Origin of the sequence: Cellulomonas sp. Root137, from assembly GCF_001426725.1 — a bacterium.
Classification (GTDB): Bacteria; Actinomycetota; Actinomycetes; order Actinomycetales; family Cellulomonadaceae; genus Cellulomonas.
The window spans coordinates 254,560-277,165 of record NZ_LMFG01000004.1 but is presented as its reverse complement, the minus strand read 5'-3'; the positions used below and the strand labels follow the sequence as shown (position 1 = coordinate 277,165).

Sequence of the window (22,606 nt, the reverse complement as noted above, 5' to 3'; positions counted from 1 at the left end):
CATGCGGGCATGCGTGCCGAGAGTGGCGACCTGACATACAGGCCGCGCAGCAGATATGTGTCCACGATCGCCTCGTGGGCGGTGATCGCGGGTCTGACGGCCGCACGGGGGTTCGAGGACGGGACGGGCGCGGTGCTGCGGGCGCTGCCGCTGGCGATCGGGCTCGGCCTGCTGGCGTGGCTGGTGTTCTGGCACCCGCGGGTCGAGGTCTCCGACGAGGGCGTGACGATGGTCAACCCCCTGCGCACCGTCACGGTGCCGTGGGCCGCGCTCATCAACGTCGAGACCCAGTACTCGCTGACGCTGGTGACCCCCCACGGGCGCTACCGCGCGTGGGCGGCGCCGGGTCCGGGCCGCCACCAGGTGCTCACCGCCGGCAACGACGAGCTGACCGGGATGCCCCGCACCGCGCGCGACGCGCGAGGCGCCGTCGCCATCGGCGACCTGCCCGGCGCACCGTCCGGTCACGTGGCCGGCATCGTGCGGCGCCGCTGGGAGCACCTTGCCGAGAACGAGCAGCTGCCCATCGGCGTCGCGGACGACACCCCGGTGGTCACGCACTGGAACCGCGTGGCGATCGTGCTGCTGGCCCTCGCGCTGCTCGGTGTGGTGGTCGTGGCGCTGACCTGACGTCACCGCCGGCCCTCACCGTCGTCGTTGTCCTCGCCCATGTCCGCGGGCCGGTCGAGCGACTCGTACAGGCCGCCGGCGGCGATCGTGGTCGACCCCCCGGTCGTGAGGTGGTCGGGCGCCTTGCTCCCCGGGTACAGGTCGGGCCGGTCGCGCGTCTCCTTGACCCGGCGCAGCGCGAACTTCTTCTGGCGCGGGTCGAACGCGTCGCGCAGACCGTCGCCGATGAAGTTGATGGTCAGGCAGATGACGACGATGAAGATGCCCGGCCACCAGAACAGCCACGGGCGCGTCGCGAAGGCCGCCTGGTTGGCGCTGATGAGGGAACCCAGCGACACGTCCGGGGACTTCACACCGAGTCCCACGTAGCTCAGCGCCGTCTCCGTGAGGATGGCGGCCGACATGAGCAGCGTCGTGTTCACCGTGATGACACCCACGGCGTTCGGCAGGATGTGCTTGAAGATGATCCGGCTGTTCGAGGCGCCGGCCAGCCGCGCGGCGTCGACGAACTCGCGCTCGCGCAGGGTGAGGAAGTCACCGCGCACCAGGCGCGCCATGCCGGTCCACGACACGAGGCCGAGGAACAGTGCCAGGGCGATCACGCTCTTGGCCGAGTTGGCCACGACCGCCGCTGCGATGAGCGCCGGGATGATGATGATCATGTCGGTGAACCGCATGAGCACGGCCTCGGTCTTGCCGCGGAAGAACCCCGCGCTCGACCCGATGAGGACACCGACGAGCGCAGCGATCGCGCCCACGAGCACCATGATGAACATCGAGATCTGGGTCCCGCGCATGGTCATCGCGAACAGGTCGCGACCGACGCGGTCCTGCCCGAACGGGTGCTCACCCAGCGAGAACGGGAAGACCTGCAGGGTGGGCTTGCCACCGTTCACCAGGGGCGGCGTCTGCAGGTAGGAGTACTTCCACCAGCCCGGGATAGGGCCCAGCCCGATCGCCGAGATGGCCAGCACGAGCACCGAGAGCAGCACCACGATGCTGACGACCGCTCCCGTGTGGCCGAAGAAGCGCTTGAGGACGATCCGGCCCTGGCTGAGGCCCTTGACATCCTCCGGGTTCTCCGGGGTGGTCGGGTTCGGCGGGACGTCCGCCGTGTTCTCCAGGATGGCGGTCATGCCTTCACCCTCACTCGCGGGTCGAGGGCCGAGTACGTGAGGTCGGCCAGCAGGTTGAACGTCACCGCGGTGATGCCTGTCACCAGGAACACGCCCATGACCGGGTTGGGATCGATGTTGTGCAGGCCGGTGAGGAACAGCTGTCCCATGCCCTTGAACGAGAAGACGTTCTCGGTGATCACCGCGCCGCCGATGAGGCCGCCGATGTCGATGGCCACGATGGTCGCGAGCGGGATCATCGCGTTGCGGAACGCGTGTCGCGTGACGACGACACGCTCCGAGAGGCCCTTGGCGCGCGCCGTGCGGACGTAGTCCTGACCCATCACCTCGAGCATCGACGCCCGCGAGTACCGCGTGTACGACGCCAGAGAGATGAGGATCAGCGCGATCGTCGGCAGGATCAGGTGCGTGTACTTGTCCAGGCCCTGGATCCAGAAGTCACCCTCGAGCCCGGGGGTCTCCGCACCGATCGTGGCGATGGGCCGGTTCCTGATCCGCGGGTTCGACATGTAGGCGGGCCACGCCTGCATGTACCGGTCGAGCAGGATGAGGAACGCGACCGCGAAGCTGGTGAGCGCCGCAGCCTTCATCGACTGGCCTCGGTCGTAGCCACCCATCAGGTAACCGACCAGGAGCCCGACGCCGATGGCGAGGATGCCGAGGCCGATGATGATCCACAGGTTGGCGTTGGCCAGCAGCGGCTGGATCGCGAAGTACATGACGAGCCCGATGCCGACCGTGATGAGGGCCGAGTAGAGCGCCCGGCGGTTCTGCAGCCCGGCGAACAGCACGGTGAAGCCGTAGGCGGCCGCGATCCCGGTGACGGCGACGATGACGACACCCAGCTGGGGGGTCGTGAACCAGCGCGTCACGGACAGGTAGTACAGGACCAGCACGGTGACCAGGAAGGCGACGCCGAAGGTCAGCAGCCGCCGCTTGAGGGTGCCGGCGATGATCACGGTCCACACCGCACCGACGATCAGCGAGATCACCAGGATCGTGCTGTTCGCGATGAAGGGGTCTCTCAGGAAGTCGTTGAAGCCGATGGCCCCGAACTCCTTGAGCAGGACCGCGACCCAGAACACGGGGAGCGAGAAGAAGAGGAACGTGATGAAGGTGACCGAGTAGTCCAGCGTGCTGTACTGCCGCAGCGCGGTGATGACACCGATCGTCACGCCGAGCAGGATCGCCAGGAGCGCGGCCGTCGTCACCAGCTGCAGCGTCGTCGGGATCGCGTTCGCCAGGGCTGCGGTGACCGGCTGGTTCTGGAGCGTGACGCCCAGGTCGCACTGGCCCGCAAAGGGGACGACGCACTTGACGGCGCCGCTGAGCCAGATGAAGTAGCGCAGCGCGGGGGGCACGTCGAGGTGCAGCAGCTCGGTGCGTCGGGCCATCTGGTCGGCCTTGCTCGGCGAGTTGCTCGACCGGATCTCGGCCAGCGGGTCGCCCGAGTAGGCGATGAGCATGTAGACGATGAACGACGCGCCCAGCAGGATCAGCAGGGACGCGAGCAACCGTCGAAGGATGTAGGTGGTCATCGTTTCTCAGGTGTCGGTGTCGGGGCGGCACGCCGAACCGCGTGCCGGGAGTAGTCAAGCGTAATTCAGTCGCCGCCCGCGCACGTCCACGGACCCCGTCGTCCCTGGTCAGCGTGCTGAGGGCGGACCCGAAGGTGCCGGGCCCCCCGCGCGAGGCGGGCGACCCGGCACCTTCGGTCGTTCAGGCGACTGTCACACAGTCGTCCGGTGAGGCGCTACTGCGGCCAGGGTCAGCCGTCGTTGACGCTCCAGTTCCAGACGTTCCACCAGACACCGTTCTGGTTGGGGTTGTACGCGTCGATGCCCTCGACGCGCTCGGCGACGGCGTCGACACCCACGCTCTGGAAGAACGGCAGGCCGTAGTCGGCGGCGAAGATCTTCGCGTCGATCTCCTGCTGCAGGCTGGTCTGCTCGTCGACGTCCGTGGTCGTGATGAGCTCGCCCATCAGCTCGTCCGCGGACGGGTCCGTGAAGCCGTTGAAGTTGGACGCAGCGCCGGTGCCGAAGATCTGCGGCACGCCGCTGACGCCGACACCCGAGTTGATCCAGCCGAAGATCGACGCGTCGTACGAGCCGTCGCCGAGGCGCGAGCCCCACTTGGCGTCGCCCTGGTCGTCGATGATGAAGCCGGCCTCGGTGGCGGACTGCTGGATCAGCGTGAACGCGTCAACGCGGTTCGGGTTGTTGACGTTGTAGAGGATGCGGATCGTCGGCGTGGCGCCGGCGAGGAGCTCCTTGGCACCCGCGATGTCGGGCTCGGCGAAGTCGGACGAGCCGTTGTTCGCGATCGCGTCGGCGTAGCCGTCCTGGGCCGGCACGAACAGCTGGGAGTCGAGGACCTTGGCCTCGGGGTCCAGCGGCGTGATGATCGCGTCGAGGATCGCCTGGCGGGGGATCGTCTTGAGGAACGCCTTGCGGACGTTCTGGTCGGCGAAGACACCCGAGAAGTTCAGGTCGATGTGGTCGTACGCGAGCTGGTTGCCCTTGTGGACGTCGACACCGTCGAGACCCTCGAGCGCGGCGAGCGTGTCGGCGTTGGCCTGCGGCGAGATGACGTCGACCTCACCGTTCTGCAGGGCCTGGACCATGGCGGACGGGTCCGCGATGGTGCGGACGGTGATCTCGTCGAGCTTCGGACCGAAGTCACCCTCGTACTTGTCGTTGGCGACCATCGTGACCGACTGGCCCTCGACGACGTCCGAGACGATGTACGGGCCGCTCGACAGGTACAGCGACGGGTCGCTGGGCAGCGTGCGGGAGTCGAAGCCGGTGTTGTAGAAGTCGGCAACGGCCTTGAGCGCCGTGTCCGTCGCGACCGGGGCCGCCGCGTCGCCGCGGGGCTTGTCCTTCAGGAGGTCGATGAGCGCCTGGCCGTCGGCGAGGCCGCCACCCTTGGCGACGACGTGGGCCGGGCGGTCGAGACCGAACGACACCTCCCAGTCGGAGAACGGCTTGGAGTACGTCAGCGTGATGCTGCGACCGTCCTCGCCGATCTCGGGGAACTCGGTGAGGCTCAGGCCCTCCGTGGAGCCGGCGTAGCTGAAGTAGCTGGTGCCGGTCGTGGGGTTGCCCTCCTCGTCCGGGTTGCCGCCATCGTCGTAGAAGCCGGAGTACACGGCCCACGCGAGGATGAGGTCGTCAGCGTCGATCGGCTCACCGTCGGACCAGGTCTCGCCCTCGTTGACGGTGTACGTGACCGTCAGCGGGTCGTCGCTCGTCTTCTCGATCGTGCCGAACGACTCGTCGCGCTGGACCTTGAGGTCGCCGTCGATGTAGTAGAAGTTCGAGTTCGTCGCGAGCGAGATCTTCGAGTTGATGTCCGTGTTGCCGTTGGCCGTCGAGGAGTTGAACGAGAAGAACTCGTTCGTCTCGGCGACGACGATGTTGCCGCCCGTCGTCGCGGCAGCCGACTCCGACGGCGACGCGGTGTCCGTCGGGGTGTTGGAGCACGCGGTGAGCACCAGGGCGCCGGCTGCGAGGACCGCAGCCGCGGCGCTGATTCGCCTGATCTTCAATGTTCCTCCTGGGAAGGGGTGGACGCTGACCTGCGCGCCTCAACCGTGCGATGACGCTGCGGGGCTGAGGCGGTCCGGCGTGAAGCGCGTCCGCCGTGAGTTGAGAGACAAGGTAAGTCACGGTGGCTCGGACATATCGGCCTGGTGTGAGCCTGACGCCGGATCGTTACCTGATTGATACTGGCCAGTACCGTCCAGGATGCGAGATGGCGACCCGCGGAAACATCACCGTAACGTGTCCGATCCCGGGGCCGGAGGGGTGGTGTGACTCCAGCGGCGACGCGGGCGGCGCGCTGGTCTGCTATAGGGGGTCCGTCCGCGGGACGACGTGCCTCACCTGCAGAGACGTGGGTCACAGAACGCGTCCGTCGGGGACACTCGTCCGATGGATCTCACCTCGGCCGTCCGCCGGCTCGGCCGCACCCGGTGGTTCGCCCGCGCAGGACGGGCGACGTCCGGCCTCGACCGCCGGCTGCAGAAGGCGTCCCGCGGGCGGTGGAGCACCCTGGGCAGGCCGAGCCTTCCACAGCTGATCCTCACGACGACCGGCCGTCGGTCCGGGGAGCCGCGGGAGGCGGTCCTGCTGTACACCGTCGACGGCGACGGCTGGGTGCTCATCGGCTCCAACTGGGGTCAGGAGCACCACCCCGCCTGGTCCGGGAACCTCCTGGCGGACCCGCGGGCCACGGTCACCATCGCCGGGGTGACGACGCCCGTGGTCGCGACCTTGGCCGACGACGACGAGCGCGCCCGCCTGCTGCCGGCCCTGCTCGCGGTCTGGCCCGGGTACGAGCACTACGCCGCACGCGCCGGACGGGAGCTCCGCGTGTTCCGCCTGAGCCCTCAGGACTGACGCGAGCGCCGGCGGTAGGCGCGGGCCTTCATCACGTCGCCGCACTCGGTCATCGAGCACCAGCGGCCGGAGCGGTTGCGGGAGCCGTCGTAGTAGACCCACTGGCAGTCGGGGTTCGCGCACGCCTTGAGCCGGGACCAGTCCCCCGCCGCGTGCGCCCGGTGCACCTCCGCGAGCAGTCCGGCCACGACGGCGTCGTCACCCGCGGGCGCCAGGGAGGCACCACCGCCGAAGCTGACGACGAGCGGGTGAGCGGCCGCGAGCGCGTCCAGCTCTGTCGCGTCACCGGAGGACAGGTAGCGGCGCAGGGTGTCGCGGAACGCGACGAGGTCGGCGGGCGCGCCGACCAGACGGTCCACGCCGTGGAACCGGTCGTCGGTGTTCAGCAGCGCGCGCACGCGCTCGACCGAGCCGGGGGCCACGCCGGGCTCGCTGTCCAGCTCGACCCATCGCAGCAGCTGGTCGGGCACGGGAACCTCCTTGACGTCGTCGACGGCTCGCCACCATAGTCATCACCAGCGTACTGGTTTTACTGGTGACGCACAGTTGATCCGACGAGCCGACGCACGAGAGCGAGACGCACGATGACCACCGTCACCAGCACCGAGAAGCCCGGCTGCGACACCTCCGACATGCTCACCATCCACGCGCTGTTCCGGCGCGCGTTCACCGATGCCCCCGTGCTGGTGCGCGGCGTGGCCGACCGCGACACCGACCGGATGCTCCCCGTGTCCGACCACGTGCGCGAGCTCGCCGGCGCCCTGCGCCACCACCACGAGGGCGAGGACCTGCTGCTCTGGGACACCCTCGAGCAGCGGGCTCCCTCCTGCGCCCTGCACGTCGGCCTCATGCGCGTCCAGCACGCGGCGACGGCGGCGCAGCTGGACCGCCTCGACGACCTCATGGACGCCTGGGAGGCCGCCGCGGGTTCCACCGAGCGCGAGGCGGTCGCTGCCCTGCTGGACGAGGTCCGCGACACGCTCCTGCTGCACCTCGGCCAGGAGGAGACGCAGATCCTGCCCACCGCGGCGACGGTCATGTCGCAGCGCGAGTGGGGGCTGCTGCACGAGCACGGGATGTCCGCGATCCCCAAGGACCGGCTGTTCCTGCAGCTGGGCTGGATCCTCGAGGTCGTCCCTGCCGACGAGCAGGCGGGCTGGCTCCGCACCAACCTCCCGGCGCCCGCGCGCGTGCTGTGGCGGCTGATCGGCAAGCGGCAGTTCGCGGCGCACCGGGCCCGCATCTACGGCTGAAACCGTGGCGTCGATCACGCAGATTTCTCTTGCAGGGCGGATTCGTGCGGCGAATGCTCGGGAGGGCGCAGCCTCGCCGTCCGCGTGACGGACAGCGGCGGGGCGACTTTGTTACCGGCTGGTAACCAGGGGGTGGGCCGCACACGGCCCCGTTCGTCGAACCACCGCAAGGAGATCCACCGTGAAGCGCGTTGCCACGTTCCTCGTCGCCGTCCTGACCGTCACCACACTCGCTGCCTGCTCCGACGCCGGGGAGGATGCGGCCCCGACGTCCTCGGAGTCGTCGTCGTCGTCGGCCCCGGCCGAGAGCTCGGCCGCCCCCGTGGAGCCGAACGCCGCGCTCGCGTGCGGCCGCTTCTTCAACGGCGGCGCGGGCTCGCTGAACGCGCGTGTGGTCGCGGTCGTCCCGGTCATGGAGGCCCAGGACGCGGGGACCGCGCTCGACGAGGAGCAGACCGAGGAGCTGGCCTCGATCTCCTCGGCACTGGCCGACGCGATCAAGGTGTCCCCTGACGAGCTGGCCGCCGCCTACACGTCGATCCAGGACCGGGTGCAGGGCGCCCTCGACGCAGCCGAGGCCGGTGGCGCGAACACCGCGACGCTCGACTACCCGACCGTGTCCGGGACGATCGTCACGGCGTGCACGACCGCGGGGTTCCCCGTCAGCTGAGACCCGAGCGGGTCGCGGCGAGGGTCGCGACCCGCTCCGCCGTCATCGGCGAGCGACGAAGACCATCTCTCGCCCGGGCCGGTCCGGCGCCTCGCGTACGTCGACCACCGTGAAGCCGGCCTCTGCCAGCGACCGTTCGACGGTCTCGCGATCCCGGAACCTCAGCGTCGAGTCGGAGGTCAGGACGGCGCCGTCCGACGCGAAGACGTAGGACGCGCGGAAGGTCACCAGGTCGCCGACGACCTCGGTCACGTCGACCCATGTCTCCACCCGTCCCACTCCGTCGACGTCGGACGACTCGTAGGTCGCGTCCCGCGTCCACTCCCGCCACGCCTCGCGCGCCGGGATGCGGGTCTCGAACACCAGGTGGCCGCCGTCCGCGAGCGCGCCGCGGACGCCGGCGAGCGTCGCCGCCCACTCCCCGTCGGTCACGAACACCTGAGCGACGTTGCCGGTCATCGTCGCCAGATCCACCTCGAGCGGCGGCAACGTCGTCGCGTCGCCCTCCAGCCACCGGATGCTCTCCGCTCCGTGCTTCCGGCGCGCCACGTCCAGCGACGCCCGCGCGGGGTCGACCCCGACGACCTCGAGCCCGCGTGCCGCGAGCATCAGTGCGAACGTGCCGGTGCCGCAGCCGACGTCGAGCACGCTGCGCGCCCCGAGCTCGTCGACGATCGCGGCGTAGACCTCGAGATCGCTGCGGTCGGGGTCGAGCGGGTCGTACAGCTGCACGAGGCGGGGGACCTCGAATCCGTCGTCGGCCATGCGCGCGACGCTAGGTGCGCGGCGGCCGCCGGTCACGTCGATTTCAGAGCGGCGCCGGCCCCGCCGGGTCGAACCGGTGCTCGTCGGACCAGGGGCTCAGGAGCCCGATCTGATGGCCGTCCGGGTCCGCGAGGACGGCGAACCGGGATCCGAAGAACGCGTCGAACGGCCGCTGCCGGGACTCGTACCCGAGGCCGGTCATCCGCGTCCACACCGCGTCGACCTCGTCGCGGCTCGCCAGATGGATCGACAGGACCGTCGCCGCCGCGGCGTCGTCGGGGTTGCCGCTGTTCCAGTAGGCCACCGACGACCGCTCGTCCAGCTCGACCTTCAGCCCCTCGAACCTGATCTCGGCGTGCGGGTCGACGGGGTCGACGACGTCCCAGCCGAGGTCCCGGTAGAACGCTCCGGCGCGGGCCACGTCGGCGACGACGAGGTTGATCTGCGTGGGACCCGGCAGCGAGTGGCGCGTCGGCTCGTCCTGCGGAGTCTGCTGGTGGAGCAGCAGCCGCCACCGTCCGGAGTCGTCCCGCGCGTAGGTCGACGAGAGGGTCGCGCGGTACGTCGTGCTCCTCCGCCTGCCGACGAACGGGTACACCACCGTCGCGGTCGTCCTCGACTCGACCAGGTGCGGCTCGCCGAGCTCGATCTCGTCCCACCCGGGCGACGCGTCCATGGCACGCACGCACTCGTCGCGGGTCAGCACCGCACCGGGCACGACCACCAGCGCGTCCGCGTGGAGCACCCGCTCGTACGCGACGCCGCGGCCCCGCGCGAGGTCGCTCTCGATCGCCATCAGCTCCTCCACCACACCCATGCGACAAGGCAACCACCGTGACAGTTCCCCGGTCGAGCGGGTGACGTCCGGTGCCAGACTGCAGGACGTGAGCGACGACGCTTCCCCCAGGACACTCCCCTCGGTCGGCCGCACGGTCCAGTCCCGCATCTACCGCGCGGGTGTGTACGGGCGACGGCCCGTCGTCCCGGTCGAGCCCGCCGCGCTCGAGGCGGCCGCCCGGCGGCGGATGACCGACGTCGCATGGGCCTACGTCAACGGCAGCGCCGGCCGGCAGCGCACCGCGCAGGCGAACCTCGACGCGTTCGACCGGCACAGGATCGTGCCCCGCATGCTCGTCGACGTCGAGCAGCGGGACGCGTCGGTCGAGCTCTTCGGCCGCCGGCTGCCCGCACCGCTGCTGTTCGCCCCGATCGGGGTGCTCGAGCTCGCGCACCCCGACGCCGACCATGCTGTCGCGCGGGCGGCGCGGGCGCTGGGCCTGCCGATGGTGATCTCGTCGCAGGCCTCGGTCCCGATGGAGGACGTCGCCGGCACGCTCGGCGACGCGCCGCGCTGGTTCCAGCTGTACTGGAGCAAGGACGACGACGTCGTCGACTCCTTCGTGCACCGCGCCGAGGCCATCGGCAGCGAGGCGATCGTCGTCACGCTCGACACGCACGTGCTCGGCTGGCGCACCCGTGACCTCGATCTGGCCTACCTGCCGTTCGCGCGCGGCGAGGGCATCGCCCAGTACACGAGCGACCCCGTGTTCCGCCGCCTGGTCGAGGCCCGCGTGGCCGCACCGCGACCGACCGAGGAGCCGTCGCCGCGTCCGACCCCCTCCGCGGTCCGCGCCCTGCACTCGATGGCCGGCCACTACCCCGGCCGCCTGCGGGACAACCTGCGCTCCCCCTTCCCCCGAGCTGCCGTCGAGACGTTCCTCGACGTGTTCTCGCGCTCGTCCCTCACCTGGGACGACCTGGCCCGGCTGCGCGAACGGACGTCGCTGCCGCTCCTGCTGAAGGGGATCCAGCACGCCGACGACGCGCGCCTCGCGCTCGACCACGGGGTCGACGGGATCATCGTGTCCAACCACGGCGGGCGCCAGATCGACGGTGCGATCGCCTCGCTCGACGCCCTCCCGGCGGTGGTGGGGGCGGTCGACGGGCGGGTTCCCGTGCTCTTCGACAGCGGGATCCGTAGCGGCGCGGACGTCGTGACTGCGCTCGCACTGGGCGCGCGAGCCGTCCTGGTGGGTCGGCCGTGGGTCTACGGCCTGGCCCTCGCCGGCGCCGAAGGCGCCCGAGCCGTGATGCAGCACCTGTGGGCCGAGCTCGACCTGACCATGGCGCTGTCCGGGGTGCGGTCGGTCGACGAGATCGGGCCGGACCTGCTGGACCGGGTTCCGCGGTGAGGAGACGACCGACCCTGTTCCTGACCGTGGGGCTGCCTGGCACGGGGAAGACGACCGAGGCGAGGCGGATCGAGGCGGAGAGGGGCGCGCTCCGACTCACCAAGGACGAGTGGGTGAAGGCGCTCTACGGGCTCGCGAACCCGCCGGAGGCCTCCGACGTGATCGAGGGCCGGCTCATCGACATCGCGCTGCGCGGTCTCGCGCTCGGCATCGACGTCGTCCTCGACTTCGGCCTCTGGGCACGGGACGAGCGCTCCGCTCTTCGGCACGCGGCAGCGGCCCGGGGTGCGGCAGTGGAGCTGTGCTACTTCGAGCTGACACCGGCCGAGCAGAGACGACGCCTCGACCAGCGGCACGCCGACGAGCCGCACACCACGTGGCACATGTCGGACCAGGAGCTCGCCACGTGGGCCGCCGCGATCAGCGTCCCCACGCCGGGCGAGGTCGACGGCAGCGAACCACTCGATGACCCGCCCGCAGGGTTCGCGACGTGGGACGAGTGGCGCACGCACCGCTGGCCTGCGGTGGTGACCTGAGCTCGGCCACGTCCTCGTCAGCCGCGTGCCTGCGTCGAGGGTGATGTGGCGCGCCGGGGGGTGGGAGTAACGTTCGGCTCGCGCCGCGATGTCGAAGTCGATGATCGGGTGGAGGACGGGATGGCCAAGAAACTGCCTCCCCCCGGGCCGGTGCCCGCGGGGCAGCACCCCGGCTGCGACACGTCGGGCATGATCCTCGTTCACCGGATCTTCCGCTGGCTGTACCGGGAGCTCCCCCAGCTGGTGCGCGAGGTCGGGCCCGGCGACACCGCACGCTCGGCGATCGTCGGCCGCTACGCCTACCTCGACTTCTTCGCGCTGCACATGCACCACGAGACCGAGGACATGGTGCTCTGGGACAGGCTGGAGGCGCGCGAGCCCGCCTGCTCGTTGCACGTCGGTCAGATGCGGGCGCAGCACGCCGAGGTCGCGGTGCGGCTCGCGCGGATCGAGCCACAGCTGGAGCCCTGGGTCGCCACCGCCGACGCCGGCCTCCGCGATGCCTTCGCCACCGACATCGAGGGTCTGCGTGACCTGCTGTCGGCGCACCTCGGGCAGGAGGAGGACGACATCCTCCCGGTCGCGGGCGAGGTGATGTCCCAGCAGGAGTGGGACTTCATGGAGGAGCACACCCGCGCCACCCTCATGGCGCACCGCAAGGAGCTCGGGAAGGACGTCATGTCGCTGCAGGTCGGCCTGCTGATCGCGAGCGTCCCCGAGGCCGAGCGGGAGGACTGGGTCCGCGCCAACGTGCCCGCCCCGATCCGGCTCCTGTACGCGCTCCTCATGAAGCGGAGGTACGACAACGCCATGAGGGAGCTCTACCCGGACCGTCCCGTGCCCTCGATGGTGTGACGACAGATGTGGCGACGCGTGGTCCTCGACGTGCACCTCGATCACCCGCCGTCACGCGTCTACCCGTACTTCGCCGATCCCGGTCGGTGGCCCGAGTTCGCGCCCGCGGTCGACTCCCGTCGCCCGCTGGACAGCGGTCCGCTGCAGGTGGGGAACCGGTGGGCCGGTGTCGACCGCATCGGGCCGTTCCGGATCCGGTTCACCGACGTGCTCGAGGTCCTCGAGCCCGAACGGCGGGTCGTCTGGCACTCGACGTCGCCGTGGAACTCCCGCGTCGAGTACGCGCTCACGCCCGACGCCGGGGGCACGCGGATCCACGCCGACTACGGCGGCGACGTCGCCGACTGGCTCCGGCTGGTGGCGCTCCTGCCGACGTTCGTGCTGGCGCGGATCCTGCTGCGCGACTTCACCGGCCTGCGCCGGGTGCTCGACGCGGAGGACCGGGCTCGCACTCGCCAGACGTGACGCTCCTGCTCAGAACCTCACGCGGTCGAGATAGTCGAAGCCTTCCTGGGCCGCCTCGAACGGGTCGAACGTCGGGTCGCCGAACCGCGGGTCGTGCTCGACGACGTAGTACTTCGTGCTCCCACCCGCGGCTCGGAAGATCGGCGGGAAGTCGATGATCCCGTCGCCGACGACCTCGATCCGACCCGGGAACGGACCGGCCGCCATGTCCTTCACGTGGAACAGCTTGATCCGGTTGCCGTACCGCTCGATCACGGCGATCGGGTTGTCGACACCGCCGCCGTTGGTCGCCCAGTAGAGGTCGAGCTGCAACACGACATTCTTCGGCTCGGTGTACGCCATGAGGATGTCGAACACCGTCCGGCCGCCGAAGACCGTCTCGAACTCGATGTCGTGGTTGTGCACCATCAGCGTCTGGCCGTGCCTGCGCGCCACGGCTCCGAGCCCGTCGAGGTACTCGGCGTACGCGATCCACTCGGCCTCGGTGGTGTACACCGGCGGGAAGATCGGGGTGGACCCGGAACCGAAGTACGTGATGCCCAGGGTCCGGTTGTCCCGCAGGATCTGCTCGATGTCGGCCGGGTTCTCGGGCGTGCCCACGTCGACGTGCCGCGCGGACGCCTTGAGCCGGTACTTGTTGAGGAGCGCGCGGTACTGCTGCGCAGTCATCCCGCTCAGGGTGAACGGCTCGACGTTGCGGTACCCCATGTCCGCGAGGCGGCCGAGCACCTCGTCGGTCCGGGCGATCGTGGCGGCGTCGGTGCCGAAGCCGATGTACTCGGCGAAGGTCCAGAGCTGGACCGAGATCTTGCTCGTCGGCACCCCTCTGCCGTGCCGGTCCGGCGGTGCTGCGGCCGCGGTACCGACACCAGCGACGACGAGGCCGAGAACGACCAACGTCGCGACCATCACGCCGCGCAGCGTCCGGGCCCAGGATCGATACATGGCTTCCATCGGTGCCTCCCCAGGGCACGACCGGGCCTCGTTGCCCGGATCGAGTTCGAGCTCTTTGCACGGTAACCCGCGCCGAAGGGGAGAGCATCTGGCGAGGGAGCAGGCGGTCAGACGTTGAGGCGGAACTCCACCACGTCGCTGTCGGCCATCACGTCGTCCTTGCCGTCGACGCGGCGATCGTCCCGCCAGCGACCTACGCGCTGAACCACGTCGGCAGGACGCCGCGCCGCTCGAGCTCGAAGATCGCGAGCTGCCGGCGCTGGTGCAGGTTGATCGAGTACACGAATGTCCTGTCCAAGGCCTCGGCCTCGAACGCGCGGGCCGAGTCGGCTCGGGCCTGGAGCTTGGCCTTGTCGGCGTCCACCTGCGCCTGCATCTCCTGGAAGGCGTCGCTGCCCGGCCACTGGTTCGCGAGGCCCGCGAGACCCGCCGTGACGGACTCGAACAGGGCGGCGTGCTTCTGCGCCTCCGAGATGGACGTGACGGGCCCGCCGATGCGCTCGATCTCCTGTCGTACCCGCTCCGAGAGCGTGTCGATCAACGGCAGGAGCGCCAGGAGCGCGCTCGTGTCGAGCGTTGCGTACAGACGTTCCACACTGGCGAGATCCTCGGCCTGGTTCATGTCTGCGAGCGTACGGCGCCCTCGGCACCGCAGGTCGGGTCGGTGCGGCGCCGGAGGGAAGTCGCCCGCCCGAACCGGGGCGCACCGGGACAACTGACAGAGGTTCACCCGCTCGGCGCGCAGGGTTTCGGGACGGCGTCAGACGTTGAAGCGGAACTCCACCGCGCATGTCACCGACCAACACCATGCGGTGACGCGCAATTTCGGGCCACCAGGACTGGGCGCCAGAAGGGAACTAGGACAAGGTCAACTCAACGCCGGGGTCGCAAAGAACGCGGTCAAGCCGTGTGTCGATCGCGCCGTCACCGACTCCCACGGACCCGAACTGCACATCTGTCAGGTCCGTATCGCGCAAGTCCGCCCCACTCAGGTCGCACCCAGCGAACCACGCTCCTCGTAGGGACGCTCCCCGGAAGCTCACACCGGTCAGATCGCACAACGTGAAGTGCCATCCGTCGAGAGTGGCGTGACGCAGGTCGGCTCCCGCGAACGTACATCGGTCAAGCCGCAGCATTTTCGGCCCGGACACCGAGGACAACGCCGCCTTGGAAAAATCAAACCGGCGGACCGTCGTGCCATAGCTGGCGCCTGCTAGCGCACTACGGTCGCCCTTCTCGCCCGGACCCTTCGCATTCATGCCGGGAGAGTACTCGCGGACACAAACCGAAGGCGCGTCTGAATCACAGGTGTGGAGAAGTCCGACCGAGCCGCGCGAGCCAGCCTGGGCCATTCCCGCGCTGCGGCGTGGATGGCGGCCCGATCAGACACGCGCTTCGGCTAGAAATCGACAGAAGCTAGACGTTGAACCTGAACTCCACCACGTCGCCGTCGGCCATCACGTAGTCCTTGCCCTCGATGCGGGCCTTGCCGGCGGCGCGCGCGGCGGCGACGGACCCGGCGTCGACGAGGTCGTCGAACGAGATGACCTCGGCCTTGATGAAGCCCTTCTGGAAGTCCGTGTGGATCACGCCGGCGGCCTGCGGGGCGGTCCAGCCCTGGTGGATCGTCCAGGCGCGGGACTCCTTGGGGCCGGCGGTCAGGTACGACTGCAGGCCGAGCGTGTGGAAGCCGACGCGGGCCAGCTGGTCCAGGCCGGCCTCCTCCTGGCCGTTGTCGGCGAGCATCTCGCGGGCCTCGTCGGGCTCCAGCTCGACCAGCTCGGACTCGAACTTGGCGTCGAGGAAGATCGCGTCGGCGGGGGCGACGAGCGCGCGGAGCTCGTCCTGCATCGCGGTGTCGGCCAGGCCGGCGTCGTCGGTGTTGAAGACGTAGATGAACGGCTTGCTCGTCATGAGCTGCAGCTCGTCGAGGTGCTCGATCTTCTTGCCGCTCTGCGAGAGCGTCTGACCCTTCTCGAGGATCGCGAACGCCTCCTGGGCCGCGGCGAGCAGACCGGCGTCCGCCTTCTTGGCGCGGACGTCCTTCTCGAGGCGCGGGATCGCCTTCTCGAGGGTCTGCAGGTCGGCGAGGATCAGCTCGGTGGCGATGATCTCGATGTCGTCCTTGGGGTTCACGTCGCCCGAGACGTGCACGACGTCCGGGTCGGCGAACACGCGCGTGACCTGGCAGATGGCGTCGGCCTCGCGGATGTTGGCCAGGAACTTGTTGCCCAGACCCTCCCCCTCGCTGGCGCCCTTGACGATGCCCGCGATGTCCACGAACGACACGGTCGCCGGGAGGATCCGCTCGGAGCCGAAGATCTCGGCGAGCGTGTTCAGCCGCGGGTCCGGCAGCGGGACGACGCCGACGTTGGGCTCGATCGTCGCGAACGGGTAGTTCGCCGCGAGGACCTGCGCGCGGGTCAGCGCGTTGAAGAGGGTGGACTTGCCGACGTTGGGCAGGCCGACGATGCCGATGGTGAGTGCCACGGGGGGGAAGTCTACGGGGGCCTCTCGTCAGGCGAACGCAACGATCTTGCGCAGCAGGTCCGGTCCGGTGCGGTCGAGGGTGCGTCCGCCGATGCGGACGCCCAGCGCGAGCAGCACCGACCCGAGCACGAGCCCGACGGCCAGGGTCACCCAGCCGAGCGCCTCGGATCCGCCGCGGACCGCGACCACCCCGAGCACGATCTCCGGCAGGCTCAGCGCCATGACGGCGAGCCAGCCGGCGAACTGGGAGACGACGGTCGCCATGGACGCGCCCTGCCTCGTCTGGAACGGGTTCTCGCCCGGCAGCTGGACCGGGTAGACGACCAGCGCCGACAGCACGCTCGACCCGCCGAGCGCCGTCAGCAGCACCCCGAGCGAGAGCCCGAGCAGGGCAGGGATGACCCCCGGCTGCCCGGCCAGCAGCGCCGACCCGACCGTGAGCACGAGGACCGCGGGCACCGCGATGGCACCCGCCGCGATGACCCGGCCCAGCCGGTCGGCGCTGCCGCGCAGGGGCGCCGCCACGTGCGTCCAGAAGGCGGTGCCGTCGTACGCGACGTCGGCGGAGATGCCCCAGCCCATCAGGTATCCCGCGATCGGGCCGATCAGCAGGACCAGGTCCCCGCCCGGACGGACCGCGTAGAAGACGATCGCGAGGACCGGGACGATCGCGACGGCGAGGGCGTACCGGGGGTCGCGCGCCCAGTAGGTGAGGCAGCGTGCGGTGACGGCCCCGAGCGGGGTCGCGGGGAGCCGGTCGAACCAACCGAGACCGTGGCCCCGCGTGGAGACCTTCTCGTGGGCGGGGTTCACGAGCGCGTGGGCGAAGGCCCGGTCCCACACGACGACCACCACCGCCAGCGTCGCCACGGCGATCCCGAACCGTGCAGCCGCCGTCGCCCACTGACCGTCGGCGACGTCGCCCGGGACGGCCCAGGCTGCACCGAGCGGGGTCCAGGACAGCACCTCCGCGATCCGCTCGACGGTCGCCTCGCTGAACGCCGAGCTCTCGGACAACCGGCCGAGGATCGGTCCGACGACGATGAACGGGAGCACCGCGACCCCCGCCATCACCTCCCGGAAGCGTCGGCTCGCGACGAGCGTGGACGCCGCCGAGGTGGTCGCCCGCGCGCCGATGACGCAGGTGGCCAGCCCGATGACCGAGCAGACGACGGCGGCGACGAGGGCCGCCGGGGTGCGCCACCACACGCCCGCCAGCGCGAGCGCCGAGCCCGCGCTCACCACCCCGGGGATTCCGATCAGACCGGCCAGCGCCAGCCCCGTCAGCAACGACCGCTGCGGGATCGCGAACGTGACGAACCGCGCCGGGTCGAGGGTCGAGTCCAGGCCGAACGCGAGCAGGGGCACCAGCCACCACCCGAGCACCAGCACGGACCCGACGAGCACCACGACGAGCCCGCGGATGTCCGGCTCCTGCACGCTGAGCACCGCCATCGACGCGACCACGACGGCCAGCGCTCCGAGGCCGTAGACGACGGCGACGACGAGACCGACCACCTGCCACGCGCTGCGCCGCAGACCGTTGCGCAGCAGGGTCAGCTTCAGGCGGACGAGGTGCGCAACCACGCGAGACCCTCCCCGCTCACCCGGCCGCCGACGAGGTCGACGAAGCGGTCCTCGAGGCTGCTGTCGCCGCGGACCTCGTCGACGGTGCCGGCCGCCAGCACGTGACCGGCGGCGATCACCGCGACGTGGTCGCACATCCGCTGCACCAGGTCCATCACGTGCGAGGACACGATGACCGTGCCGCCCGAGCGGACGTACGAGGCGAGGATGTCGCGGATGTTGGCGGCGGACACCGGGTCGACGGCCTCGAACGGCTCGTCGAGCACGAGGAGCCGCGGGGCGTGCACGAGCGCGCAGGCCAGCGCCACCTTCTTGGTCATGCCCGCGGAGTACTCGACGACCAGCTTCTTGGCGTCGGCGGTCAGGTCCAGCGCGGCCAGCAGGTCGGTCGCACGCGCGGCGACGGTCTCGCGGTCCAGGCCCTGGAGCAGCCCCGCGTACGTGATCAGCTGCTCGCCGGTGAGCCGGTCGAACAGGCGCACGCCGTCGGGGAGCACACCGAGCATGCCCTTGACCTCGACGGGTGACGCCCACAGGTCCTGCCCGTGCACCAGCACGGTGCCGAAGTCGGGCTGCAGCAGGCCGGTGGCCATCGACAGCGTGGTCGTCTTGCCCGCGCCGTTGGGGCCGACGAGTCCGTAGAACGATCCGGCGGGGACGACGAGGTCGATCCCGGCGACGGCGATCTTGTCCCCGAACTTGCGCCACAGTCCGCGCAGCTCGAGGGCGGGTGCGTTCGACATCGGACCACCGTAGTGGCGCCGGAGGCTCGGATCCTCCCCCTTCCGACGGATGTCAGTGGGTGCTGCCAGCCTGCTCGCATGGACACAGGACTGCTGCTCGGACTCGCGATCGGTGCCGTCGTCGGCGTGCTCGTCGGCTGGACGTTCGCGTCGGCCCGCCTTCGGGCGGCGGACATCGAGGCCGCCCGGGCGCGGGCGACGCTCGAGGCCGAGCGGCGGACCGCTGCCGACTCCGGCCGGCTGGCCGACCAGTTCCGGTCGTTGGCCGCCGACGCGCTGGCGACGAGCAGCGACCAGTTCCTCGCCCTCGCGCACCAGCGGTTCGCCGCCGACCACCAGACGCAGGTCGGGGAGCTGGCCCAGCGGGAGCAGGCCGTGCGCGCCATGGTCGAGCCGCTGTCGCGCACGCTCGACCAGGTGCGCGCCGAGCTGTCGACCGCCGAGCAGGCGCGCGCGGCAGGGCACGCGGCCCTCGGGGAGCAGGTGCGCGCGATGCACCAGGCCTCCGAGCACCTGCGCGGGGAGACCGCACAGCTGGTCACGGCACTGCGGTCGTCGCAGGTGCGCGGCAAGTGGGGCGAGCTGCAGCTCAAGCGGGTGGTCGAGGCCGCGGGGATGCTCGCGCACGTCGACTTCGTGGAGCAGGACCAGGTACGGACCGACGACGGGCTGCTGCGGCCGGACATGGTGATCAAGCTCGCGGGCGGCAAGAACGTGGTGGTCGACGCCAAGGTCGCGTTCCTCGGGTTCCTCGACGCCGCGCAGGCCACCGACGAGCGCGTCCGGACCGAGCGGCTGGCGGCGCACGCCCGGCACGTCCGGGCCCACGTCGACGACCTGTCCGCCAAGCGCTACTGGGACCAGTTCGCCCCCGCGCCGGAGTTCGTCGTGATGTTCGTGCCCGCCGAGTCGTTCCTGCACGCGGCCGCCGAGCAGGATCCGCTGCTGATCGAGTACGCGTTCGAGCGCAACGTCGTCATCGCGACGCCAACCACCCTGCTCGCCCTGCTGCGGACGGTGTCCTACGCGTGGCGGCAGGACGCGCTGGCCAGCAACGCCCAGGCCGTGCTGTCGCTGGGCAAGGAGCTGCACGGGCGGCTGGCCACCATGGGATCGCACCTGGCCAAGCTGGGGCGGGCCATCGACTCGGCGGCCGGCGCGTACAACCAGACGGTGTCCTCGCTCGAGACCCGCGTGCTCGTCAGCGCACGGCGGTTCGCGGACCTGCACGTGGTGGACGCCGACCTGCCGACGCCCGACCCGGTGAACCCGCAGCTCTCGGCGGTCAGCGCGCCGGAGCTGGTGGCGTCGGCGGAGGAGCAGATCGTCATGTTCGACGGCCGCGCGGACCGCGACGAGCGAGCGCTGCGCGCGGAGGCCGCGCTCCCGACGACGGACGCCTCGACGGCGTGACGCGCGGTCAGGCGGGCTGGACGTCCAGGGAGCGGCGGCCGTCGCGGCGCGGGGTGACGGGGGCCTTGCCGGCCGCCTTGAGGTCCGCGCGGAGCTCGCGGGGCAGCGAGAACATGAGGTCCTCGGTGGCGGTGCGGACCTCCTCGACGTCGCCGAAGCCGTGCTCGGCGAGCAGCGAGAGGACGTCGCGGACCAGGATCTCGGGGACCGAGGCGCCGGACGTGACACCCACGGTCGTGACCCCGTCGAGCCAGGCGAGGTCGATCTCGGACGCCTTGTCCACGCGGTAGGAGGTGCGAGCGCCGGCATCGAGGGCCACCTCGACCAGCCGCACGGAGTTCGACGAGTTCGCGGAACCGACGGTGATGACCAGGTCGCACTCGGGCGCCAGCTTCTTGACCGCGACCTGCCGGTTCTGGGTGGCGTAACAGATGTCGTCGCTGGGCGGGTCCTGCAGGTTCGGGAACCGCTCGCGCAGGCGGCGGACGGTGTCCATGGTCTCGTCGACCGAGAGCGTCGTCTGCGAGATCCAGATGAGGCGGTCGGGATCACGGACCACCACGTCGGCGACCGCGTCCGGGGAGTTCACCACCTGGATGTGGTCGGGTGCCTCGCCGTAGGTGCCCTCGACCTCCTCGTGACCGTCGTGGCCGATGAGCAGGATGTCGTAGTCCTCGGACGCGAACCGCACGGCCTCCTTGTGCACCTTGGTGACCAGGGGGCAGGTGGCGTCGATCGTCTGCAGGTTCCGCGCGGCCGCCTGCGCGTGCACGGCCGGGGAGACGCCGTGTGCGGAGAACACCACGCGCGCGCCCTCGGGCACCTCGTCGGTCTCGTTCACGAACACCGCACCGCGGGCCGCGAGCGTCTCGACGACGTACTTGTTGTGCACGATCTCCTTGCGCACGTACACCGGGGAGCCGTAGTGCTCGAGGGCCTTCTCGACGGCGATGACCGCGCGGTCGACGCCGGCGCAGTAGCCGCGAGGGGCAGCCAGCAGGACGCGCTTGCGGGGAGCGGTCGCGGTGCCGGGCGCGCCGGTGGCGGAGACGGTCGGGGAGGTCACGGTCCGAGTCTAGATCGGCCGGTCGCGAGGGCCCCTGCCAGGAGGCGTCCTGCGGGTGTGACCTGCACCCGACCCGCACGGCGTCGACACACGGCGGTCGCCCGCGACGGGGCCGTGGCGACCGGCGTGACCGGGCCTGTGGGTGCGATGAGGCAGGCTGGGCGCGTGAGCACCGGCCCCCAGAGCACCCCGGCGACGGCCGGCCCGCCCCCGCTGCGTGCCGCGGACACCACCCCGGACCGGCCCTGGCCGGTCCGGCACCTCGCGCCCAAGATCGCCGACTACATCGCGAAGATGCCGCCGGTGTGGGTCGAGGGGCAGGTGCTCAACCTCAAGAAGTGGAACACCCTCTACTTCCTCACGCTCCGGGACACCGACCTCGACATGTCCCTGTCGGTGACGGCTCCGGCCTTCGCCATCGACAAGCTGGCGGACAAGCTCGCCGACGGCGCGCACCTCGTGGTGCACGCCCGGCCGCAGTTCCACGCCAAGAAGGGCACGCTGACGTTCGCGGCGGACGACGTCCGGCTGGTCGGGCTGGGCGAGCTGCTGGCCCGGATCGAGCACCTCAAGGGGATCCTCGGGGCCGAGGGGCTGTTCGAGCCGTCGCGCAAGCGCGCGCTGCCGTTCCTGCCCACGGTGGTGGGGCTGATCGTCGCGCAGCAGGGGGACGCCGAGCACGACGTGGTGTCCAACGCCCGCGCCCGCTGGTCGGCGGTGCAGTTCGAGATCCGCCGCGTGACCGTGCAGGGTCCGCGCGCGGTCCCCGAGGTCAGCGCGGCCATCGCGGAGCTCGACCGGGACCCGCGCGTCGACGTGATCGTGGTCGCGCGCGGCGGCGGCTCGTTCGAGGACCTGCTGCCGTTCAGCAACGAGTCGCTGGTGCGCGTGGCGGCGGCGTGCCGGACCCCGCTGGTCAGCGCGATCGGCCACCACCTGGACACGCCGCTGCTGGACCTCGTCGCCGACTTCCGCGCGTCCACGCCGACCGATGCCGCCAAGCGGATCGTGCCGGACGTCAGCGAGGAGCGCGCACGCGTGTCGCAGGCCCGGCTCCGCGCGCGCGCCGCGCTCACCATGCGGCTGACCCGGGAGCAGACCGGCCTCGACCACTGGCGCAGCCGGCCGGTGCTGGCCAACCCGACCACGCTGGTCGACGTGCACGAGCACCGGGTCGTCGCCCTGCGGGAGAGCGCTCGGCGCTCCCTGCACACCGCGCTCGTGCACGGCCGGGCCGAGGTCGCCGGGCTCGCAGCCCAGGTGCGCGCGCTCTCGCCGGCGGCCACGCTCGACCGCGGGTACGCCGTGGTGCGCCGGGCCGACGGGCACGTGGTGCGCGACCCCGCGGACGTGGAGGTGGACGACCCGCTGCGCATCCGCGTCGCCCGCGGAGAGCTCGCCGCCCAGGTCGTCAGTCCCTGAACCCCCGGCGTCGACACCGGCGG

At 70.9% G+C, this 22,606-nt stretch carries 23 protein-coding genes; 10 read left to right on the top strand and 13 right to left on the bottom strand.

Annotated features, from left to right (window positions below):
* The first annotated feature begins 57 nt into the window (after window positions 1-57).
* The gene (locus tag ASD18_RS18835; protein WP_056095972.1) at window positions 58-630 is read left to right on the top strand and encodes a PH domain-containing protein; all 573 of its coding nucleotides are present in this window, start codon (window positions 58-60) and stop codon (window positions 628-630) included.
* A 2-nt stretch (window positions 631-632) separates the two neighbouring features.
* On the opposite strand, the gene ASD18_RS18830 is transcribed toward ASD18_RS18835, so the two are convergent.
* The 3 genes from ASD18_RS18830 to ASD18_RS18820 form a co-directional block, all read right to left on the bottom strand.
* Window positions 633-1,766, bottom strand: a complete 1,134-nt coding sequence (locus ASD18_RS18830) for an ABC transporter permease (RefSeq protein ID WP_056095970.1) — start codon at window positions 1,764-1,766, stop codon at window positions 633-635.
* Complete coding sequence (locus tag ASD18_RS18825; RefSeq protein ID WP_056095966.1) at window positions 1,763-3,304, bottom strand: ABC transporter permease; 1,542 nt, start codon at window positions 3,302-3,304, stop codon at window positions 1,763-1,765. Before ASD18_RS18825 ends, ASD18_RS18830 begins: the two co-directional genes overlap by 4 nt.
* A 230-nt stretch (window positions 3,305-3,534) precedes the next feature.
* Complete coding sequence (locus ASD18_RS18820) at window positions 3,535-5,319, bottom strand: ABC transporter family substrate-binding protein (RefSeq protein WP_056095963.1); 1,785 nt, start codon at window positions 5,317-5,319, stop codon at window positions 3,535-3,537.
* Window positions 5,320-5,704: 385 nt separating this feature from the next.
* On the opposite strand from ASD18_RS18820, the gene ASD18_RS18815 reads away from it, so the two are divergent.
* Window positions 5,705-6,172: a nitroreductase family deazaflavin-dependent oxidoreductase gene (locus ASD18_RS18815; protein ID WP_056095960.1), complete on the top strand. Its 468-nt coding sequence runs from the start codon at window positions 5,705-5,707 to the stop codon at window positions 6,170-6,172.
* Here ASD18_RS18815 and ASD18_RS18810 read toward each other — a convergent pair.
* A complete protein-coding gene (locus ASD18_RS18810) occupies window positions 6,163-6,642 on the bottom strand; it encodes a CGNR zinc finger domain-containing protein (protein WP_056095957.1) in 480 nt (159 codons plus the stop codon). The two genes, ASD18_RS18815 and ASD18_RS18810, sit on opposite strands and share 10 nt — an antisense overlap.
* 114 nt (window positions 6,643-6,756) lie before the next feature.
* Here ASD18_RS18810 and ASD18_RS18805 point away from each other — a divergent pair, with 114 nt between their 5' ends.
* Window positions 6,757-7,425 carry a hemerythrin domain-containing protein gene (locus tag ASD18_RS18805; RefSeq protein WP_056095955.1) on the top strand — a complete coding sequence of 223 codons (669 nt, stop codon included), beginning with the start codon at window positions 6,757-6,759 and terminating at the stop codon, window positions 7,423-7,425.
* A 181-nt stretch (window positions 7,426-7,606) separates the two neighbouring features.
* On the top strand, window positions 7,607-8,095 hold the full coding sequence (locus ASD18_RS18800; RefSeq protein ID WP_056095950.1) for a hypothetical protein: 489 nt from the start codon (window positions 7,607-7,609) through the stop codon (window positions 8,093-8,095).
* Window positions 8,096-8,137: 42 nt separating this feature from the next.
* On the opposite strand, the gene ASD18_RS18795 is transcribed toward ASD18_RS18800, so the two are convergent.
* Together ASD18_RS18795 and ASD18_RS18790 are read right to left on the bottom strand one after the other, a co-directional pair.
* The gene (locus tag ASD18_RS18795; protein WP_056095947.1) at window positions 8,138-8,860 is read right to left on the bottom strand and encodes a bifunctional 2-polyprenyl-6-hydroxyphenol methylase/3-demethylubiquinol 3-O-methyltransferase UbiG; all 723 of its coding nucleotides are present in this window, start codon (window positions 8,858-8,860) and stop codon (window positions 8,138-8,140) included.
* A 43-nt stretch (window positions 8,861-8,903) separates the two neighbouring features.
* A complete protein-coding gene (locus tag ASD18_RS18790; protein ID WP_056095945.1) occupies window positions 8,904-9,677 on the bottom strand; it encodes a VOC family protein in 774 nt (257 codons plus the stop codon).
* Window positions 9,678-9,744: 67 nt separating this feature from the next.
* Between ASD18_RS18790 and ASD18_RS18785 the strand changes: the two genes are divergently transcribed.
* The 4 genes from ASD18_RS18785 (at window position 9,745) to ASD18_RS18770 (ending at window position 12,908) form a co-directional block, all read left to right on the top strand.
* A complete protein-coding gene (locus ASD18_RS18785) occupies window positions 9,745-11,052 on the top strand; it encodes a lactate 2-monooxygenase (RefSeq protein WP_056096476.1) in 1,308 nt (435 codons plus the stop codon).
* Complete coding sequence (locus tag ASD18_RS18780) at window positions 11,049-11,588, top strand: ATP-binding protein (RefSeq protein ID WP_056095942.1); 540 nt, start codon at window positions 11,049-11,051, stop codon at window positions 11,586-11,588. Before ASD18_RS18785 ends, ASD18_RS18780 begins: the two co-directional genes overlap by 4 nt.
* A 120-nt stretch (window positions 11,589-11,708) precedes the next feature.
* Window positions 11,709-12,443: a hemerythrin domain-containing protein gene (locus ASD18_RS18775; RefSeq protein WP_156388095.1), complete on the top strand. Its 735-nt coding sequence runs from the start codon at window positions 11,709-11,711 to the stop codon at window positions 12,441-12,443.
* A gap of 6 nt (window positions 12,444-12,449) precedes the next feature.
* A complete protein-coding gene (locus ASD18_RS18770; RefSeq protein WP_056095936.1) occupies window positions 12,450-12,908 on the top strand; it encodes an SRPBCC family protein in 459 nt (152 codons plus the stop codon).
* Between the two features lie 9 nt (window positions 12,909-12,917).
* Here the strand turns inward: ASD18_RS18770 and ASD18_RS18765 are convergent, their stop codons facing one another.
* The 6 genes from ASD18_RS18765 to ASD18_RS18745 form a co-directional block, all read right to left on the bottom strand.
* Complete coding sequence (locus ASD18_RS18765) at window positions 12,918-13,853, bottom strand: sugar phosphate isomerase/epimerase (RefSeq protein WP_162251768.1); 936 nt, start codon at window positions 13,851-13,853, stop codon at window positions 12,918-12,920.
* Between the two features lie 202 nt (window positions 13,854-14,055).
* Entirely contained in the window at window positions 14,056-14,484 is a 429-nt protein-coding gene (locus tag ASD18_RS18760; RefSeq protein WP_056095930.1) for a hypothetical protein, read from the bottom strand.
* A gap of 235 nt (window positions 14,485-14,719) precedes the next feature.
* Complete coding sequence (locus ASD18_RS21875; protein ID WP_235522482.1) at window positions 14,720-14,998, bottom strand: pentapeptide repeat-containing protein; 279 nt, start codon at window positions 14,996-14,998, stop codon at window positions 14,720-14,722.
* A 280-nt stretch (window positions 14,999-15,278) separates the two neighbouring features.
* A complete protein-coding gene (gene ychF, locus ASD18_RS18755) occupies window positions 15,279-16,352 on the bottom strand; it encodes a redox-regulated ATPase YchF (protein WP_056095927.1) in 1,074 nt (357 codons plus the stop codon).
* 27 nt (window positions 16,353-16,379) lie between these two features.
* Entirely contained in the window at window positions 16,380-17,939 is a 1,560-nt protein-coding gene (locus ASD18_RS18750; RefSeq protein ID WP_056095924.1) for a hypothetical protein, read from the bottom strand.
* Window positions 17,915-18,682 (bottom strand): ABC transporter ATP-binding protein, encoded by a 768-nt coding sequence (locus tag ASD18_RS18745; protein WP_056095921.1) that lies wholly within the window; start codon window positions 18,680-18,682, stop codon window positions 17,915-17,917. The genes ASD18_RS18750 and ASD18_RS18745 overlap by 25 nt, the downstream gene beginning before the upstream one ends.
* Before the next feature lie 78 nt (window positions 18,683-18,760).
* On the opposite strand from ASD18_RS18745, the gene ASD18_RS18740 reads away from it, so the two are divergent.
* The gene (locus tag ASD18_RS18740) at window positions 18,761-20,095 is read left to right on the top strand and encodes a DNA recombination protein RmuC (protein WP_056095918.1); all 1,335 of its coding nucleotides are present in this window, start codon (window positions 18,761-18,763) and stop codon (window positions 20,093-20,095) included.
* A 7-nt stretch (window positions 20,096-20,102) separates the two neighbouring features.
* Here the strand turns inward: ASD18_RS18740 and ASD18_RS18735 are convergent, their stop codons facing one another.
* Window positions 20,103-21,161 (bottom strand): 4-hydroxy-3-methylbut-2-enyl diphosphate reductase, encoded by a 1,059-nt coding sequence (locus tag ASD18_RS18735; protein ID WP_056095915.1) that lies wholly within the window; start codon window positions 21,159-21,161, stop codon window positions 20,103-20,105.
* A 165-nt stretch (window positions 21,162-21,326) separates the two neighbouring features.
* Here ASD18_RS18735 and xseA point away from each other — a divergent pair, with 165 nt between their 5' ends.
* The gene (gene xseA, locus ASD18_RS18730) at window positions 21,327-22,583 is read left to right on the top strand and encodes an exodeoxyribonuclease VII large subunit (protein ID WP_056095912.1); all 1,257 of its coding nucleotides are present in this window, start codon (window positions 21,327-21,329) and stop codon (window positions 22,581-22,583) included.
* Window positions 22,584-22,606 lie beyond the last annotated feature (23 nt).

Excerpts from the sequence above, each read along its gene's own strand:
- ASD18_RS18830 (WP_056095970.1), bottom strand. The coding sequence starts at position 1,766 with ATGACCGCCATCCTGGAGAACACGGCGGACGTCCCGCCGAACCCGACC.
- ASD18_RS18825 (WP_056095966.1), bottom strand. The coding sequence starts at position 3,304 with ATGACCACCTACATCCTTCGACGGTTGCTCGCGTCCCTGCTGATCCTG.
- ASD18_RS18815 (WP_056095960.1), top strand. The coding sequence starts at position 5,705 with ATGGATCTCACCTCGGCCGTCCGCCGGCTCGGCCGCACCCGGTGGTTC.
- ASD18_RS18805 (WP_056095955.1), top strand. The coding sequence starts at position 6,757 with ATGACCACCGTCACCAGCACCGAGAAGCCCGGCTGCGACACCTCCGAC.
- ASD18_RS18795 (WP_056095947.1), bottom strand. The coding sequence starts at position 8,860 with ATGGCCGACGACGGATTCGAGGTCCCCCGCCTCGTGCAGCTGTACGAC.
- ASD18_RS18790 (WP_056095945.1), bottom strand. The coding sequence starts at position 9,677 with ATGGGTGTGGTGGAGGAGCTGATGGCGATCGAGAGCGACCTCGCGCGG.
- ASD18_RS18775 (WP_156388095.1), top strand. The coding sequence starts at position 11,709 with ATGGCCAAGAAACTGCCTCCCCCCGGGCCGGTGCCCGCGGGGCAGCAC.
- ASD18_RS18770 (WP_056095936.1), top strand. The coding sequence starts at position 12,450 with ATGTGGCGACGCGTGGTCCTCGACGTGCACCTCGATCACCCGCCGTCA.
- ASD18_RS18765 (WP_162251768.1), bottom strand. The coding sequence starts at position 13,853 with ATGTATCGATCCTGGGCCCGGACGCTGCGCGGCGTGATGGTCGCGACG.
- ASD18_RS18760 (WP_056095930.1), bottom strand. The coding sequence starts at position 14,484 with ATGAACCAGGCCGAGGATCTCGCCAGTGTGGAACGTCTGTACGCAACG.
- ASD18_RS21875 (WP_235522482.1), bottom strand. The coding sequence starts at position 14,998 with ATGCTGCGGCTTGACCGATGTACGTTCGCGGGAGCCGACCTGCGTCAC.
- ASD18_RS18745 (WP_056095921.1), bottom strand. The coding sequence starts at position 18,682 with ATGTCGAACGCACCCGCCCTCGAGCTGCGCGGACTGTGGCGCAAGTTC.
- ASD18_RS18740 (WP_056095918.1), top strand. The coding sequence starts at position 18,761 with ATGGACACAGGACTGCTGCTCGGACTCGCGATCGGTGCCGTCGTCGGC.